Source organism: Streptomyces sp. NBC_00775 (assembly GCF_036347135.1).
Classification (GTDB): Bacteria; Actinomycetota; Actinomycetes; order Streptomycetales; family Streptomycetaceae; genus Streptomyces; species Streptomyces lutosisoli.
This window is the reverse complement of sequence record NZ_CP108938.1, coordinates 4,263,092-4,279,945: the sequence shown is the minus strand read 5'-3', so window position 1 is coordinate 4,279,945 and position 16,854 is coordinate 4,263,092. Positions and strand designations below refer to the sequence as shown.

At 67.7% G+C, this 16,854-nt stretch carries 10 protein-coding genes and 1 pseudogene; 9 read left to right on the top strand and 2 right to left on the bottom strand.

Going from position 1 to position 16,854, the window contains the following annotated elements; all coding sequences use genetic code 11:
• Positions 1-24: 24 nt before the first annotated feature.
• Positions 25-726, bottom strand: a complete 702-nt coding sequence (locus OIC96_RS19020) for a Crp/Fnr family transcriptional regulator (protein WP_330306699.1) — start codon at positions 724-726, stop codon at positions 25-27.
• Positions 727-1,107: 381 nt separating this feature from the next.
• Here OIC96_RS19020 and rpsL point away from each other — a divergent pair, with 381 nt between their 5' ends.
• The 6 genes from rpsL (at position 1,108) to OIC96_RS18990 (ending at position 9,825) form a co-directional block, all read left to right on the top strand.
• Complete coding sequence (rpsL, locus tag OIC96_RS19015) at positions 1,108-1,479, top strand: 30S ribosomal protein S12 (RefSeq protein WP_003948652.1); 372 nt, start codon at positions 1,108-1,110, stop codon at positions 1,477-1,479.
• 2 nt (positions 1,480-1,481) lie between these two features.
• A complete protein-coding gene (gene rpsG, locus OIC96_RS19010; protein WP_003974303.1) occupies positions 1,482-1,952 on the top strand; it encodes a 30S ribosomal protein S7 in 471 nt (156 codons plus the stop codon).
• Between the two features lie 39 nt (positions 1,953-1,991).
• A complete protein-coding gene (gene fusA / locus OIC96_RS19005) occupies positions 1,992-4,121 on the top strand; it encodes an elongation factor G (RefSeq protein WP_330306700.1) in 2,130 nt (709 codons plus the stop codon).
• 142 nt (positions 4,122-4,263) lie between these two features.
• Positions 4,264-5,457 (top strand): elongation factor Tu, encoded by a 1,194-nt coding sequence (tuf, locus tag OIC96_RS19000; RefSeq protein ID WP_330306701.1) that lies wholly within the window; start codon positions 4,264-4,266, stop codon positions 5,455-5,457.
• Positions 5,458-5,671: 214 nt separating this feature from the next.
• On the top strand, positions 5,672-8,695 hold the full coding sequence (locus OIC96_RS18995) for a glycosyl hydrolase 115 family protein (RefSeq protein ID WP_330306702.1): 3,024 nt from the start codon (positions 5,672-5,674) through the stop codon (positions 8,693-8,695).
• 65 nt (positions 8,696-8,760) lie between these two features.
• Positions 8,761-9,825, top strand: coding sequence for an endo-1,4-beta-xylanase (locus tag OIC96_RS18990; RefSeq protein WP_330306703.1), 1,065 nt, complete (start codon positions 8,761-8,763; stop codon positions 9,823-9,825).
• A gap of 4 nt (positions 9,826-9,829) precedes the next feature.
• On the opposite strand, the gene OIC96_RS18985 is transcribed toward OIC96_RS18990, so the two are convergent.
• Positions 9,830-11,056, bottom strand: a complete 1,227-nt coding sequence (locus OIC96_RS18985) for a cytochrome P450 (protein ID WP_330306704.1) — start codon at positions 11,054-11,056, stop codon at positions 9,830-9,832.
• Positions 11,057-11,250: 194 nt separating this feature from the next.
• Between OIC96_RS18985 and OIC96_RS18980 the strand changes: the two are divergent.
• From OIC96_RS18980 to OIC96_RS18970, 3 genes and pseudogenes are all read left to right on the top strand, one after another.
• Positions 11,251-11,394 (top strand): annotated as a pseudogene (locus OIC96_RS18980) (DUF397 domain-containing protein); the annotation flags it as partial.
• A gap of 361 nt (positions 11,395-11,755) precedes the next feature.
• Positions 11,756-12,229 (top strand): hypothetical protein, encoded by a 474-nt coding sequence (locus OIC96_RS18975; RefSeq protein WP_330306705.1) that lies wholly within the window; start codon positions 11,756-11,758, stop codon positions 12,227-12,229.
• A 129-nt stretch (positions 12,230-12,358) separates the two neighbouring features.
• Positions 12,359-16,816, top strand: a complete 4,458-nt coding sequence (locus OIC96_RS18970; RefSeq protein ID WP_330306706.1) for a hypothetical protein — start codon at positions 12,359-12,361, stop codon at positions 16,814-16,816.
• The last annotated feature ends 38 nt before the right edge of the window (positions 16,817-16,854 follow it).

Sequence of the window (16,854 nt, the reverse complement as noted above, 5' to 3'; positions counted from 1 at the left end):
GGGGCGGCGGGGGCGAAGAACGGCTCAGCCTCGGGCGATCTGGCGTAGTACATCCATCCGTACGATCACCATCGCCCGCCGCCCCGTCACGACCGCCCCCCGCTCGCGCAACTCCTTCAGCAACCGTTGGACCATCTCCCGCGACGCCCCCACCGACCCCGCCAGCTCCTGCTTGCTCAGGGGGACGGAGAGTTCGATGCCCTCGGCGGTGCGGCGGCCGTTGGTGCGGGCGAGGTCGAGGAGGAGGGCGGCGAAGCGTTCGCGGACGCTCATGGAGGCGAATTCCAGGCGACGGCGGTCGGCGGCGCGCGTCCGGTCGGAGGTGAGGCCGAGGAGGGCGAAGGAGACGGCGGGGGAGCCGGCGAGGAAGGCCGTGAAGTGTTCGCGGACGACTGCGACAGTGCGGACGGGTTCCAGGGCGGTGACCGTGGCCGAGCGGGGGCGGCCGGTGAGCGCGGCCGACTCGCCGATGATGTCGCCGGGACCGCGCAGCGCGAGCAGCGCCTCGTAACCGTTGGCGGCCGCCGCGGTCACCTTCGTCCAGCCGTGCGTGACGATCAGCACGTGCGAGGACGGCTCGCTCTGGTGCAGGAGCACCATGCGGGGGGTGAAGGAGAGCTCGTGGCCGAGGGAGAGCAGCGCGGAGCGGTCCTCGCTCTCCAGGCGGGCCAGGAACGGCACCCGGTCGTCCAGGCCCTCGTCCCCCGGTAAGTGTGCGGCCGTCATGAAGTCCCCCGTCCCCCGTCCCTCATCCCCGCGACCGATCAACGTACTGAACGGTTCATAGTCAGCGCCGCGAAACCGCACATATTCACAGAGTGACCGGCTGCGACGGCCGAAGAGAAGCGTGACAAGTCCGGCGTGTCGGGCCCCACGGCATTTGTTTTGACCGAAGTCCGTGAGGTAGGTACGCTCAGACCTTGTGCCTGGGGTGTGCCCTGGCTCCCGTGCGTGCCTTCAACCGCACAGGGGGAGCCGTAGGTGGCCACCGTATTCTGCGCTCTTTCCGCCTCGCGGCGGGAGTCTGCAGCTTCGACACACCCGACCGCGTGGGTCGGCGACGTTCCAGGTTAGCTTCACCATCGGCACACAGAAACCGGAGAAGTAGTGCCTACGATCCAGCAGCTGGTCCGGAAGGGCCGGCAGGACAAGGTCGAGAAGAACAAGACGCCCGCACTTGAGGGTTCGCCCCAGCGTCGCGGCGTCTGCACGCGTGTGTTCACGACCACCCCGAAGAAGCCGAACTCGGCCCTGCGTAAGGTCGCGCGTGTGCGCCTGACCAGCGGGATCGAAGTCACCGCTTACATTCCGGGTGAGGGACACAACCTGCAGGAGCACTCCATCGTGCTCGTGCGTGGTGGCCGTGTGAAGGACCTGCCGGGTGTTCGCTACAAGATCATCCGAGGTTCGCTTGACACGCAGGGTGTCAAGAACCGCAAGCAGGCCCGCAGCCGCTACGGCGCCAAGAAGGAGAAGTAGAAATGCCTCGTAAGGGCCCCGCCCCGAAGCGCCCGGTCATCATCGACCCGGTCTACGGTTCCCCTCTGGTGACCTCCCTGATCAACAAGGTGCTGCTGAACGGCAAGCGCTCCACCGCCGAGCGCATCGTCTACGGCGCCATGGAGGGCCTGCGCGAGAAGACCGGCAACGACCCGGTCATCACGCTCAAGCGCGCTCTGGAGAACATCAAGCCGACCCTCGAGGTCAAGTCCCGCCGAGTCGGCGGTGCGACGTACCAGGTTCCGATCGAGGTCAAGCCCGGTCGCGCCAACACGCTCGCGCTGCGCTGGCTCGTCGGTTACTCCCGCGCCCGTCGCGAGAAGACGATGACCGAGCGTCTGCTCAACGAGCTTCTCGACGCGTCCAACGGCCTTGGTGCCGCTGTGAAGAAGCGCGAGGACACCCACAAGATGGCCGAGTCCAACAAGGCCTTCGCGCACTACCGCTGGTAGTCGCAGCCCACATCGAGACCGAGAGAAGACTGAAGCCTTATGGCTACCACTTCACTTGACCTGGCCAAGGTCCGCAACATCGGGATCATGGCTCACATCGACGCGGGTAAGACGACCACCACCGAGCGGATCCTCTTCTACACCGGCGTCAGCTACAAGATCGGTGAAGTCCACGACGGCGCTGCCACCATGGACTGGATGGAGCAGGAGCAGGAGCGTGGCATCACGATCACCTCTGCTGCTACCACCTGTCATTGGCCGCTTGAGGACAACGACTACACGATCAACATCATCGACACCCCGGGTCACGTCGACTTCACGGTCGAGGTGGAGCGTTCGCTCCGCGTCCTCGACGGTGCCGTCACCGTGTTCGACGGTGTGGCCGGTGTTGAGCCGCAGTCCGAGACGGTGTGGCGTCAGGCCGACCGTTACGGCGTGCCGCGCATCTGCTTCGTGAACAAGCTCGACCGGACCGGCGCGGAGTTCCACCGCTGCGTGGACATGATCAAGGACCGGCTTGGCGCCGTTCCGATCATCATGCAGCTGCCCATCGGTGCCGAGATGGACTTCAAGGGCGTTGTGGACCTGGTCCGCATGAAGGCGCTCGTGTGGTCCGCCGAGGCGGAGAAGGGCGAGATGTACGACGTCATCGACATCCCCGCCACGCACGCCGAGGCTGCCGAGGAGTACCGCGGCAAGCTGGTCGAGACCGTCGCGGAGCACGACGACGAGATCATGGAGCTGTTCCTGGAGGGCCAGGAGCCCACCGAGGAGCAGCTGTACGCCGCGATCCGTCGCGTCACCATCGCGTCCGGCAAGTCCAACGGCGTCACGGTCACCCCGGTGTTCTGTGGCACCGCGTTCAAGAACAAGGGCGTCCAGCCCCTGCTCGACGCGGTCGTGCGCTACCTCCCGACTCCGCTTGACGTCGAGGCCATCGAGGGCCACGACGTGAAGGACGCGGAGATCGTGATCAAGCGCAAGCCGTCGGTGGACGAGCCGCTGTCCGCGCTCGCGTTCAAGATCATGCGCGACCCGCACCTCGGCAAGCTCACCTTCGTCCGGGTTTACTCGGGCCGCCTGGAGGCCGGCACTGCGGTGCTGAACTCCGTCAAGGGCAAGAAGGAGCGCATCGGCAAGATCTACCGCATGCACGCGAACAAGCGTGAGGAGATCGAGTCGGTGGGCGCCGGTGACATCGTCGCCGTCATGGGCCTGAAGCAGACCACCACCGGTGAGACGCTGTGTGACGACAAGGCACCCGTGATCCTGGAGTCCATGGACTTCCCGGCTCCGGTCATCCAGGTCGCCATCGAGCCCAAGTCCAAGGGTGACCAGGAGAAGCTGGGTGTCGCCATCCAGAGTCTCGCGGAGGAGGACCCCTCCTTCCACGTTCACTCGGACGAAGAGACCGGCCAGACCATCCTCGGTGGTATGGGCGAGCTGCACCTCGAGGTGCTGGTCGACCGTATGAAGCGCGAGTTCAAGGTCGAGGCCAACGTCGGCAAGCCGCAGGTCGCTTACCGCGAGACGATCCGCAAGACCGTCGAGCGTCACGACTACACCCACAAGAAGCAGACCGGTGGTACCGGTCAGTTCGCCAAGGTGCAGATCGCGATCGAGCCGATCCTCGAGGCCGACGGTCCGGCGTACGAGTTCGTGAACAAGGTCACCGGTGGCCGCATCCCGAGGGAGTACATCCCCTCGGTCGACGCGGGTGCGCAGGAAGCCATGCAGTTCGGCATCCTCGCGGGCTACGAGATGACGGGCGTCCGCGTCATTCTTCTCGACGGTGGCTACCACGAGGTCGACTCCTCGGAGCTCGCCTTCAAGATCGCCGGATCGCAGGCCTTCAAGGAGGCCGCGCGCAAGGCGTCGCCCGTTCTGCTCGAGCCGATGATGGCCGTTGAGGTCACCACGCCCGAGGAGTCCATGGGCGATGTCATCGGTGACATCAACTCCCGCCGTGGCCAGATCCAGGCCATGGAGGAGCGTCACGGCGCTCGCCTCGTGAAGGGCCTCGTGCCCCTCTCGGAGATGTTCGGCTACGTCGGCGACCTCCGCAGCAAGACCTCGGGTCGCGCAAGCTACTCGATGCAGTTCGACTCCTACGCCGAGGTTCCCCGGAACGTCGCCGAGGAGATCATCGCGAAGGCCAAGGGCGAGTAACACACCCCGTTTACACGCTTTAGGCTTGACACCGACCGCCGGGGACGACCCGGGAGGGAAAACCCCGGCGGGCGGCATCCCAGCAAAGATCACCTGGCGCCGATGAGTAAGGCGTACCAGAACCACTCCACAGGAGGACCCAGTGGCGAAGGCGAAGTTCGAGCGGACTAAGCCGCACGTCAACATCGGCACCATCGGTCACATCGACCACGGTAAGACGACCCTCACGGCCGCCATTACCAAGGTGCTGCACGACGCGTACCCGGACCTGAACGAGGCCTCGGCCTTCGACCAGATCGACAAGGCTCCTGAGGAGCGCCAGCGCGGTATCACGATCTCGATCGCGCACGTCGAGTACCAGACCGAGACGCGTCACTACGCCCACGTCGACTGCCCCGGTCACGCGGACTACATCAAGAACATGATCACGGGTGCGGCGCAGATGGACGGCGCCATCCTCGTGGTTGCCGCCACCGACGGCCCGATGCCGCAGACCAAGGAGCACGTGCTCCTGGCCCGCCAGGTCGGCGTTCCCTACATCGTTGTCGCCCTGAACAAGGCCGACATGGTGGACGACGAGGAGATCCTGGAGCTCGTCGAGCTCGAGGTCCGTGAGCTCCTCTCCGAGTACGAGTTCCCGGGCGACGACCTGCCGGTCGTCAAGGTCTCGGCGCTCAAGGCGCTCGAGGGCGACAAGGAGTGGGGCCAGTCGGTCCTGGACCTGATGGCCGCCGTCGACGAGGCGATCCCCACCCCGGCGCGTGACGTCGACAAGCCGTTCCTCATGCCCGTCGAGGACGTCTTCACGATCACCGGTCGCGGTACGGTCGTCACCGGCCGTATCGAGCGTGGTGTCCTGAAGGTCAACGAGACCGTTGACATCATCGGCATCAAGCAGGAGAAGACCACCACCACGGTCACCGGCATCGAGATGTTCCGCAAGCTGCTCGACGAGGGCCAGGCCGGTGAGAACGTCGGTCTGCTCCTCCGTGGCATCAAGCGCGAGGACGTCGAGCGCGGCCAGGTCATCATCAAGCCCGGTTCGGTCACGCCGCACACCGAGTTCGAGGCCCAGGCCTACATCCTGTCCAAGGACGAGGGTGGCCGCCACACGCCGTTCTTCAACAACTACCGTCCGCAGTTCTACTTCCGTACGACTGACGTGACCGGTGTTGTGACCCTCCCCGAGGGCACGGAGATGGTCATGCCGGGCGACAACACCGAGATGACTGTCTCGCTGATCCAGCCCGTCGCCATGGAAGAGGGCCTGAAGTTCGCCATCCGTGAGGGTGGCCGGACCGTGGGCGCCGGCCAGGTCACCAAGATCAACAAGTAGTTCTTGTTGGCTTGACAGCCTGGTAGCTCCTCAGAGCTCCAGAAGGGGCCCGTACGACTTCGGTCGTACGGGCCCCTTTGCCATGCCCGGAGCCGCTTGCCGGGACCTCCGAAACTATTCGACGCCGACGACCCATTCCCCCCACGTGCCCCTCCCTCCACTATTTGTCATGCCGATGAGCAAATTCGTACGCCGTCGGGGCTAGGGGTGAGGCATGTCTGGAGACGTCAGCCGCAGAACCGTTCTCGGTGCCGGGATCGCCGCGTTGCCGGTGCTGTCGGGGGTGGCGTGGGCGGCGGACTCGGGGCCGCGTGCCACCGACCCCGGCGCGTACATCTCCTTCACCGGTGGGGCGTTCTCGCTCGTGGGCGCCCCGGTGGTGGTCTCCCAGGAGGATCACCCCGGAGTCGTACGGGTGGCAGGGGACCTCCGGGACGACATCGAGCGGGTGACGGGCGTGCGGCCCGGTGACGCGATGGCGCGCGAGGTCGTCCTGGTCGGGACGATCGGGCGCAGCCCGCTGATCGACGGGCTCGTCGCCTCCGGGAAGCTGGACGTCACAGGGGTGCGGGGGAAGTGGGAGACCTCGCTGCAGACCGTCGTGGAGCGGCCGATGCCCGGGGTCGACCGGGCCTTCGTCGTCGCGGGCGGCGACCCGCGCGGCACGATCTTCGGGGCGTACGACGTCTCGTACGGCATCGGGGTCTCGCCCTGGTACTGGTGGGACGACGTACGCCCGGTCCACCGCGACGCGCTCTACGTGCTGCCGGGGCGGCACACGCAGGGCACGCCGGCGGTGAAGTACCGCGGGATCTTCATCAACGACGAGAACCCGGCGCTGGGCACCTGGGCGCCCGGGTACTTCGGCCCCGGCAAGGCCCCCGGCCACGAGGGCGGCTTCACCGCGGACTTCTACGCCAAGGTCTTCGAGGTGCTGCTGCGCCTGAAGGCGAACTACCTGTGGCCGGCGGTGTGGGGCCGCGCCTTCGCCGAGGACGACCCCGAGAACCACGCCCGCGCCAAGGAGTACGGCATTGTCATGGGCACGTCTCACGAGGCGCCCATGATGCGGGGCATCGAGGAGTGGAACCGGCACGCGGTCCCCGCCGTGCGCGACAGCGGGGGAGCCGTCGTGACGCCGGGACACGACCCGTACGGCGGTACGGGGGAGTGGTCGTTCCGCCGCAACGCCGACGCGATCAAGGCGTACTGGCGCGAGGGCATCCGGCGGATGGCCGACCAGGACTTCGAGGGCGTCGTCACGCTGGGGATGCGCGGCAACGGGGACACGAGCCTGCCGGACGGCGACGGCGTCGAGCTGATGCGGGAGATCATCGACGCCCAGCGGGAGATCATCGCCGAGGTCACCGGCCGTGATCCGGCCTCGGTCCCGCAGGTGTGGACGCTCTACAAGGAGGTCCAGCGGTACTGGGACCGGGGGCTTCGGGCGCCGGACGACGTCACGGTCGTCCTCACCGACGACAACTGGGGCAACATCCGCAAGCATCCCGACCCGGCCGAGCCCGCGCGGACCGGCGGCTACGGCCTGTACTACCACTTCGACTACGTCGGGGCCGGCCGCAACTACAAGTGGGTGGACACGACCTCCCTCCCGAACCTGTGGGACCAGCTCCACCAGGCCGTCGCGTACGGGAACCACGGGCTGTGGGTCACGAATGCCGGAGACCTCAAGGGCAATGAGCTGCCCACCGAGTTCTTCCTCGACTACGCCTGGAATCCGGACCGTTGGGGCCTGTCGTCGCTCGGCGAGTGGGAACGCCGTTACGCCCGGCAGAACTTCGGCCCGGCGCAGGCCTCGGAGATCGCGGACGTACTGGCGACGTACGGGCAACTCCAGTCGCGACGGAAGCCCGAGCTGCTCAACCGCCGTATCACGGGAAGCGGTTCGGACATCGTGTACGACGACCAGGCCACCCCCTTCTACGGGCGCGAGCTGGAGCGGGTGACGGACGAGTGGCGGGAGCTCGCGGCGCGGGCCGGGCGGATCGCGCGGCGGTTGCCGGAGTCGGCGCAGGACGCGTGGTTCGAGCTGGTCGGGTACGAGGTGCTGGCGACGGCGAACCTGTACGAACTGCGGGAGGCGGAGTTCACGAACCTGCGGTACGCCGAGCAGGGCCGGGCGGCGACGAACGGCCTGGCGGCAGCGGCGGAGGCGGGCCTGGAGAAGGACCTGGCCCTTGCCGAGCGCTTCAACTCCCAGGTGGCGGGCGGGAAATGGCGCGGCTTCCAGACGCAGCCGCACATCGACTACGGGGATGTGGAGCGGTACGGGGCGAACGCGGGGTGGCAGCAGCCGGAGCTGAACAACGTGGCACTGCCCGATGTGCTGTTCCCCGCGGTGCGGCGCGTCCCGCTTCCGGACGCGGCCGAGCTGGGGGTGGCCGTCGACGGCTCCCTGGACGAGACGGTCGTGCTGAACCCGTACCGCACGGGCCCGGCGCCGTACATCGAGGTGTTCAACCGGGGCCGTGACGCCTTCGACTACCGGATCGAGGTGTCGGTGCCGTGGATCACCGTGGACCGCCCGCGGGGGAGGGTCTCGGACCAGGTGCGGGCCGTGGTGAAAGCGGACTGGGCGCGGGCGCCCCTGGGCCGTACGGAGGCGGAGATCACCGTACGCGGCGCGGGTGCCGTCGTGACCGTACCGGTGATCGCCGAGCATCCGTCGGCGCGTGGCCTGCGGGGATTCGTGGAGGCGGGCGGGTATGTCGCGGTGGACGCGGACCATTACGCGCGGGCCGTGGGCACCTGGCAGCGGATCGAACGGATCGGCCGTACGGGGGCGGGGATGACACCGTTCCCGGTCACGGCGGCCCGTCAGACGCCGGGGCGTGCGGCATCGCCCCGCCTGGAGTACGAGGTGAGCGTGCTGACGCCGGGTGCGGTGACCGTCTGGGCGTACGTGTCCCCGCGCAACCCGGCGCTCGCGACCGGTGGCCTGCGCTACGCGCTCTCCTTCGACGGCGCCGAGCCGCAGACGGTCGACATCCACGCGGCCACCGGCGCGGACGACGGCCTGATGAACAAGCAGTGGGCGCGCCACACCTCGGACAACGTGAACCTGACGTCGACGAGGCACACGATCGCGGCGCCCGGCGTGCACCGTCTGACGTTCTGGACGGTCGACCCGACCGTGGTGCTCCAGCGCCTGGTGATCGACACCGGCGGACTGACACCGACGTACCTGGGCCCGCCGGAGAGCCACCGCGTCAGCTGACGCCCACGCCCCCACGTCCCCACGCCCTTTCGTGCCCTTCGCGTACTTCTATGAGAGGACAGCACATGAAGAACCTCCGCCTGCCCGCAGTCGCCCTGATGGGCGCCGCTCTGCTGGTCACGGGCGTCGCGCAGCCGGCGTCGGCGCACTCCTCGCAGCCCGCCCCGCTCCGGGCACTCGCCGACCGGGCGGACGTCCGGATCGGCACCGCCGTGAACATGACGGCGCTGGCCGACGACACCACGTACCGCCGTACGACCGCCCGCGAGTTCAGCTCGGTGACGGCCGAGAACGTCATGAAATGGGAGTCGGTCGAACCCCAGCGCGGGACGTACGACTGGTCGGAGGCGGACGCGCTGGTGCGGTTCGCGCGGGACCACGGTCAGGCCGTACGCGGGCACACCCTGCTCTGGCACAACCAGCTGCCGGGCTGGCTGACGACGGGGGTCGCGGACGGGTCGATCGACGCGGCGGAACTGAGAGGGATCCTGCACGACCACATCACCACCGAGGTGAAGCACTTCAAAGGCGAGATCTACCAGTGGGACGTGGTGAACGAGGTCTTCAACGACGACGGCACCCTGCGGAACTCGATCTGGCTCCAGCAGCTCGGCCCGTCGTACATAGCCGACGCCTTCCGCTGGGCCCACGCGGCCGACCCGAAGGCGAAGCTCTTCCTCAACGACTACAACGTCGAGGGGATCAACGCGAAGTCGACGGCGTACTACGAGCTGGCGAGCCGGCTGCGCGCCGAGGGCGTACCGGTGCAAGGGTTCGGCATCCAGGGCCACTTGGGCATTCAGTACGGCTTCCCGGGCGATGTCTCCGACAACCTCGCCCGCTTCGCCGGCCTGGGCATGCAGACGGCCTTCACTGAGGTGGACGTGCGGATGGTCCTGCCCGTGGACGCCGAGAAGCTGGCGACCCAGGCGGCGTACTTCCGCGGTCTGCTGGACGCCTGCCTCGGCTCGCGCGGCTGCACATCCTTCACCGTCTGGGGCTACACCGACAAGTACTCGTGGGTGCCGGGCGTCTTCACGGGGCAGGGCGCGGCGACCCTGATGGACGAGGACTTCGTGACGAAGCCGGCGTACGCGGCGGTGCGGGAGGGCCTGGCGTCCGGACGGTGACAGGTCACCAGGCGATCGGCAGGGAGAGGGGGCCGCGGATCATCGTGCGCTGCCGGAAGGGGACCTTGTCGGCGGGTACGGCGAGGCGGAGGTCCGGGCAGCGCGGCAACAGGGTGTCGAACAGCATCTCGATCTGCATACGGCACAGGACGGCGCCCGTGCAGAAGTGCGCCCCGTTGCCGAACGCCACATGCGCGCCGGCGTCCCGGTCGAAGTCGATGCGATCGGGGTCGGGGAAGACGTCCGGGTCGCGGTTGGCGGCCAGGTAGGAGACGTAGACCGGTTCGCCCGCGCGGATGCGGATGCCCTGGATCATGACGTCCTCCAGGGCCACGCGGGGCAGGCCGACGGCGGCGCGGTGCGGGATGTAGCGCAGGAGTTCCTCGATGGCCGCGGGGCGCACTGCGGGGTCGTTGCGCATGCGTTGCATCAGGTCGGGCCGGGTCAGCAGGAGGTAGAACATCTGGCCGCTGTTGTTGGTCAGCGCCTCGCCGCCGATCTGGAGTGGGCCGGCGACGCTGACCGCCTCCTCCTCCTTGAGCTCACCGCTCTTCACCGCGCCGCTGAGCAACGACAGGACGTCGTCCCCGTCGCCGTCCTGCCGGTCGCGGATGGCCTGCGCGATCCACCCGAACAGGTTCTTCTTGGCGCGCTCGGCGGCCTCGACGCCGCCCGCGGTGGAGATGATCTCCCGCGTCCAGGTGTGCACCTTCTGCCGTTCGTCGACGGGCACGCCCATGATCTCGCAGACGACGGAGATCGGGAACGGTTCGAGGACCCGCTCCACCAGGTCGGCGGGCGGCCCGTCCTGCACCATGGCGTCGACCAGCTCGTCGAGGATCTCCTGGGCACGGGAGCGCAGCCGCTTCACCGCGCTCACCGTGTACGCGGTCGAGGCGGCGCGGCGCAGCCGGTTGTGGTCGGGCTGGTCGGCCCACGCCAGCGCCCCGGGCCGGGGCGCGAAGTGCGGCGCCAGCCGGGTGAACTGCCGCACGGAGGCCTCGCGGCGGCTGAACCGCGGATCGTTCGTGATCATCTTCACGTCGTCGTACCGCGTCGCCAGCCAGGCCCACTCCTCGTCCCCATGAGAAAGCCGGATCCGCGTCAGCGGCCCTTCCCTCATCAGCTCCGCGAGCACCGGTTCGAACTCGGTGCCGTTCAGCTGCCCGGCGGGCCAGTCGTGAACGGGCGGAAGGGGCGGCTCGGCCAGGGTGATGGTCTCTTCTGCCATGGCTCAACCATCGGGCGCGCGGGGTGGGGTGTCGCGGGGGAGTGCTCCAGACGGGCGGTGGCTCCGGCGCCCAGTTCACCCTCGTACCGCCCGCATGGCTTCGTCTTCCTGAAACTCGGTGGTGCTGACCAGCATGGACTCCGCCTCGTCCAAGGAGACGGAGTACCAGGTCATGCCGACCGACCGAGAGCAGTGGCAGCGAGGCCGGTGACTGCGTCGGGATAGCCACCACCCCCGCCACCATCCGCATCCGCGACGCCAAGAACACCCAGGGCCCCCGCCTCACCCTCGCCCTCACCGCGTGGGCCGACCTCCTCACGTACGACTCCGAGGTCTGACCTCTCGTCAACTGAGCTTTGTCTCGCCTGTAGTTGAGGCCATGGGCGGGGCATCTCTTCGGTGCCGGGTTTGAGTTGTCACATGTTGTGGCGCACGTCACTTCATATGCGAAGGTCGCGGAGAGTAGCTACCTAAACGGGACGCATGTTGAAGTTTTGAGTGAAATCCCATGAGGCTACAACGAGTTCGCTACTTTCAGGCGCTACCCCTGTCCGGCGCGCAGGAGTTTATGCGTTGCCTGTGAAGAGCCCGTGTGACTACAGTCCCGACGTCTTCATTCGAACGGGGTTTTGAACGGGGAGGCCAGTCCTCGTCCCGCCGTGGAGACGCTCCGCAACACGACCAATTCCAGGGGGAATTATGTCTGCATTCAGCAGGAACCTGACTCGCCTCGCCGTAGCCGCCTCAGCCGTTGCCGCGATGGGGGTCGCCGTGCCGAGCACCCCGGCGGCCGCCGCTTCCGCGACGGTCTGCGGCACCGGGTACGAGTTCACCGACGCCAAGGCGCTGCCCAACGCCACCACGCGCTACGCGACGCTCTTCTTCTACATGAAGGGCAACAGCGCCTGCGCGATCCTCGACAACAACACGGGGGGCTCCGCCAACTACATGGACCTCCAGATGTGGCCGGGTGACAACAAGGCGGCCGGTGACCGCGACCACGGCACCTTCTCGGAGTACGCGGGTCCGGTGTACAGCAGCACCCTCGCGACCGGAGGCCGCTGTGTCGGCATCTCCGCGCTGATGAAGAACGAGGCGGGCACCTCCAACCTCGTCAACTGGAAGGGCGGCTACGTCTTCGCCGTCGACAACAGCTCTTCCGACTGCGCCTGACCGGCTGCGCGTCCTGACCCGGCGCGCGGCATCGTGGATCCGAACTCTCAAGTAAATCGGGGAACTTCAGCCTTGAGACCCAGGCGAAAACTTCACAGACCTTTGGTCGTCATAGCAGCGTGCACCGCGTTGAGCGGTGGCCTGCTGAGTGCCGTTCCGGCGTTCGGTGCGCCGGACGCCGGATCCGACTCGAAACCCGGGGCCGGCCACAACACGCAATCCGGCTCGGCCTCCGCAACCCCGGGTCCGTCAGGATCCGGCCGGGTCAAGGATCCGGGCAAGAAGCTCGGCACTGGGTGGAAGTCCTCACCCGACCGGGCCGTCACGGCCGCCGCCGACGCCGACGGCCTGCACATTCTCGTGGCGGACTCGAAGGAAGCGTACGCGTGGAAGACCGCCGCGATCCTTGCCGAGCCCGGGATGCCGGCCGATTCCTGGATCGGCAACCAGTGCCTGATGGACCGGGACCACGCGGCCGTCGTCTACGCGCCGCGTACGTTCACGAACAAGCCCGACCTGTTCCAGGGCGGGGCATTCACGGCGATCGTCAACACCAGCACGGGCGCGGTCACCAAGCTCGGGTTCACCGCCTCGCTGGCGTACTTCGACCCGACCTGTAACACCTCCGCCCACACGGCCGCCTTCACCGCGTACCGGGACATGAACGACCCGGCCGCGGTGAAGACCCGTGTGGTCACCGTGAACACGGCGGGCAAGCAGCTGACCCAGGCGTCGGTGCACGGCGAGGTCACCTCGGCCGCGCCGGTCACCGGCGGTGCCATCGGCGCGATCGGCCGCGATCTGGTGCGACTCGGCGACACCGGCAAGAGCAGGACCGGGAAGACCAGCAAGGTGACGTCCGTCGACGCGGTCGCCTTCGACATCCAGCCGCTCGACGCCCGTGGCAAGGAAATCGCCTTCGTCGAGCGCGGCAACAAGAAGCACACGGCGAAGATCTGGCGCGGTCACGGCAGGCCGGCCACGGTCGCCTCCGGCGCTCCCGGCGCGCTCGACCTCGCCCCCGGCGCTCCCGGCAAGGCGTTTCTGACCGGGAAGACGACCGGTGTCGTGCACACCAAGGGCACGGGCATCACCCGGCTCGACGCGCCCGCCGACTCCGATGTCTCCACGCAGGGCCGGCTCGCCGTCGACCCCGTGCTCATGCCCGGCATGAGGGCGGGCCTGGAGCACATCGGAAACGCCGGCCGCGGCTTCACCAAGGCTCCGCAGGACAAGCACGGCAAGGCGGTCGACTCCGCCGTAGCGCCGACAACGTTGGCGAAGACGGAGTCGGCCACCATCACCTCCACCGCCACCACCACGGGCACCGAGGTGACCCAGCAGGTGGCGCCGCAGGCGGCGGCGGGTACCGAGGAGTCCTCGCCCGCCCTGGGCGGCAGCACCAAGCCGGTCACGGAGACCGCGCCGGGTGGGCTGGACACCCAGATGGAACGCACAGCCCTCGCCACCACCGCCACGGCCTCGGACCCGGCGCACGAGCCGACCGACCCGGACCGTTGGTGCTCGGTCTCCCGCAACGACGTCAGCGTGCAGGCGCTCCAGCCGACCTCGAACCAGGTCGAGTGGGCCGCCGACATGGCCGTACGCGGCAACCTCACCTCCGGGTGGATCCGGCAGGGCGGCTACCGGGACCAGGCCGGTCTCGGAACCGTCGACCCGCAGGGCCTCTTCCCCCGGCCGACGCTGAACGGCAAGACCGGCGCCCAGATCCCGGTCAACGTCCTGCTCGGCATCCTGTCCCAGGAATCGAACCTGTGGCAGGCCGAGTCCGGTGCGGTCCCGGGCCAGATGGGCAGCCCGCTCGCCGCGGTGGACGGCTACTACGGCCACAAGACCGGCGGCACGGTCGCCGACTTCTGGAACATCCACTGGGACAAGTCCGACTGCGGCTACGGCGTGGGCCAGGTCACCGACGGCATGCGCATGGCAGGCCACGAGAAGAAGGACGAGACGGCACTCTCCCCGGGGAAGCAGAAGATCGTCGCAGTCGACTACGCGAGCAACATCGCCGCGTCGATGAAGATCCTCGCCGACAAGTGGAACGAGGTGCACAAGGCCGGCCAGACGGTCACCGTCAACAACGACGACCCGTCGAAGGTGGAGAACTGGTTCACCGCCGTCTGGAACTACAACCTCGGTTTCAACCCCCCCGGTGCCAACGGCGCCTCGTGGGGCCTGGGCTGGTACAACAACCCGGCCAACCCCGTGTACAAGAACGACAACCCGTTCATGGACACCACCGTCGACTCCAACGCCAACCACGACGCGGCACACCCGCAGGACTGGCCGTACGAGGAGAAGGTGATGGGCTGGGCCGCCTGGTCCACGGACACCGGATTCTCCTACGCCACCTCCGGGCGCCAGGACTGGGCGGGCGAGTCCGGGTTCTCCTCGGCGGGCTTCCGCCCCGCCTGGTGGATCAACAACATCCAGCGTTCCTGGGTCTCCCCGGACAAGAGCACCTTCTGCAACAGCCACAACAACTGTGACCCGAGCAGTCCGCCGGACTGCCCGGACGCCGACTGCTACAAGAAGTACTGGTGGAACCAGTCGAACGCGACGTGGAAGGACGACTGCTCCAGTAGCTGCGGCAACGAGAACATCAAGTACCAGTCGCTCGTGGCAGAGCCGGGCCGCGGCTACCGGCTGAAGAACGGCACCCCTGTGTGCAGCGGGGCCCCGTCGGGCGCCACGGTCGTCGCCTCCGTACCGAACGGCACCCCGACCTGGAGCGACTGCGGCGCGGTCAAATCCGACGGTACCTTCCGCTTCACGTTCTACGCGGACACCCAGGGACAGTACGAGGCCAAGGCCGACCTGCACCAGATAGGCGGTGGCTACGGCGGTCACTTCTGGTACACGCACTCCCGCGACACCGACCATCTGGGCGGCACCACCTCCGGCCCGCTGACGGTCCGCGGCACGTGGATCCCGAACGGCAGCTTCGATCTCGCCCAGGTCTGGGTGCACGTCCCCGACACCGGAGCGCAGGAGAAGCGCGCCCACTACGAGATCAGCGGTGCCGTCGGCGGTCCCTACGACCGCTATGTCAACCAGGACGGCAACAACAACAAGTGGGTCTCGCTGGGCGCCTTCAAGTTCAACAGCACCCCGAGCGTGTCCCTGTCCAACTACTCGCCCACCGGGTCCGCGGACAGTGACGTCGCCTACGGCGCCATCGCCTTCCAGCCGCTGAAGGGCACGTTCGTCCACCGCACCCTGACGGCGGCCTCGGTCTTCGACCCGAACCAGGAGCTCAACTCCAACTGGCCGGTCACCGAGCTCAACACGCCCATCCGGTCGGAGAAGTCGCTCTACGACTGGGCGACCGAGCTCTCCCACGGGACGGACGGCGGCCCGCTGTGGGATGGCGCCGCCAGCAACTCCGTGTCGTCGGAGGGGCTGACGGGGTGGCCCCGGTGCACGGACGAAGCGAACAAGGACGAGTGCGTGGGTCCCAAGACCTATGACGCGGGCAAACAGTGGTACCAGGACGTCAAGGCCGGCGGGTACACGCCGACCGCCGACGGATCGGTGCCGTCGATGTCCATTCCGATGTGGATGGGCATGTCCAACACCCGTCCGAACCCGTCGGCCTCTCCTGACCAGGCGTACCAGGACGCGAACAGCTACAAGATCAAGAGCAATGTCGACGTGACGTTCGTGAAGGACGACACGGGACACATCATCCCGGGCAGCGAGAGCGCGAGCTACGACGCCCGGGTCGGCAACGCCCACCTGCCCGTCTTCGTCACCCAGCTCATCAAGGGGATCTCGGCGGACTACAACATCCCTGCCCCCGACCTGACCTACACGACCCCCGACGCCCTGGAGTACGGGCGTACCTACACCGCGGATCCGCTCGTGGACGGGGACACGCCGGGGCAGGCGTACTTCCCGCACTTCAGGGGCGCGCGTCTGAACTCGGACAACACCTGCGTGGACTTCCGTGCCGTGGGTGGAGGCGTCCACGGATACCGCGCCATGATCGGCCACAAGTCCATCAACGACAACGTCAAGGCCTGGCTCGACAAGGTCAACGCCAGCCCTGACACCAACTTCTCGGTGCGCCGGGCGGCGGGGGACATCTACTCGATGTTCTTCAAGAACTCCGGCGAGTGGAACAACAACATGTGGGGCAGCATGATCGGCAACGCGCCGCCGATCTGGCACGACATCGCCGCCGCGTTCTGCGCGGACGGCTCCGTGAAGCCGACGCACCTGCAGGCGAACAATGACGCGGATCCGAGCAATGGCCTCGTGTGGCAGAGCTACATGCCCGATCTCTACGTCTACATCGACGGAAAGATGACGGACGACCTCGGCCGTCCGGCCGGCGGCCGGGTGCACGTGGGGGACTGGAAGAACTTCTCCAACTTCCCCGTCAGCGCTCCCAACGGCAACGGGTTCGCCAGCTGCGATGCCTTCCACAGAGGAAGCGGCGGTAACCCGTGGAGCGTGGACGCACCTGTCCCGGTCTTCGGCGAGGGTCCCGGAAACCGGCCGTCGAGCGCCGTCCACTGTGACGATTCGAGCGTCAAGTTCACGACCAACCTGACGCAGTGACCACGGATGATTGAATGACAGGGGGCCGGGCCACAGGC

Excerpts from the sequence above, each read along its gene's own strand:
- OIC96_RS19020 (WP_330306699.1), bottom strand. The coding sequence starts at position 726 with ATGACGGCCGCACACTTACCGGGGGACGAGGGCCTGGACGACCGGGTG.
- OIC96_RS18975 (WP_330306705.1), top strand. The coding sequence starts at position 11,756 with ATGTCTGCATTCAGCAGGAACCTGACTCGCCTCGCCGTAGCCGCCTCA.
- OIC96_RS18990 (WP_330306703.1), top strand. The coding sequence starts at position 8,761 with ATGAAGAACCTCCGCCTGCCCGCAGTCGCCCTGATGGGCGCCGCTCTG.
- fusA (WP_330306700.1), top strand. The coding sequence starts at position 1,992 with ATGGCTACCACTTCACTTGACCTGGCCAAGGTCCGCAACATCGGGATC.
- OIC96_RS18985 (WP_330306704.1), bottom strand. The coding sequence starts at position 11,056 with ATGGCAGAAGAGACCATCACCCTGGCCGAGCCGCCCCTTCCGCCCGTT.
- OIC96_RS18995 (WP_330306702.1), top strand. The coding sequence starts at position 5,672 with ATGTCTGGAGACGTCAGCCGCAGAACCGTTCTCGGTGCCGGGATCGCC.
- rpsG (WP_003974303.1), top strand. The coding sequence starts at position 1,482 with ATGCCTCGTAAGGGCCCCGCCCCGAAGCGCCCGGTCATCATCGACCCG.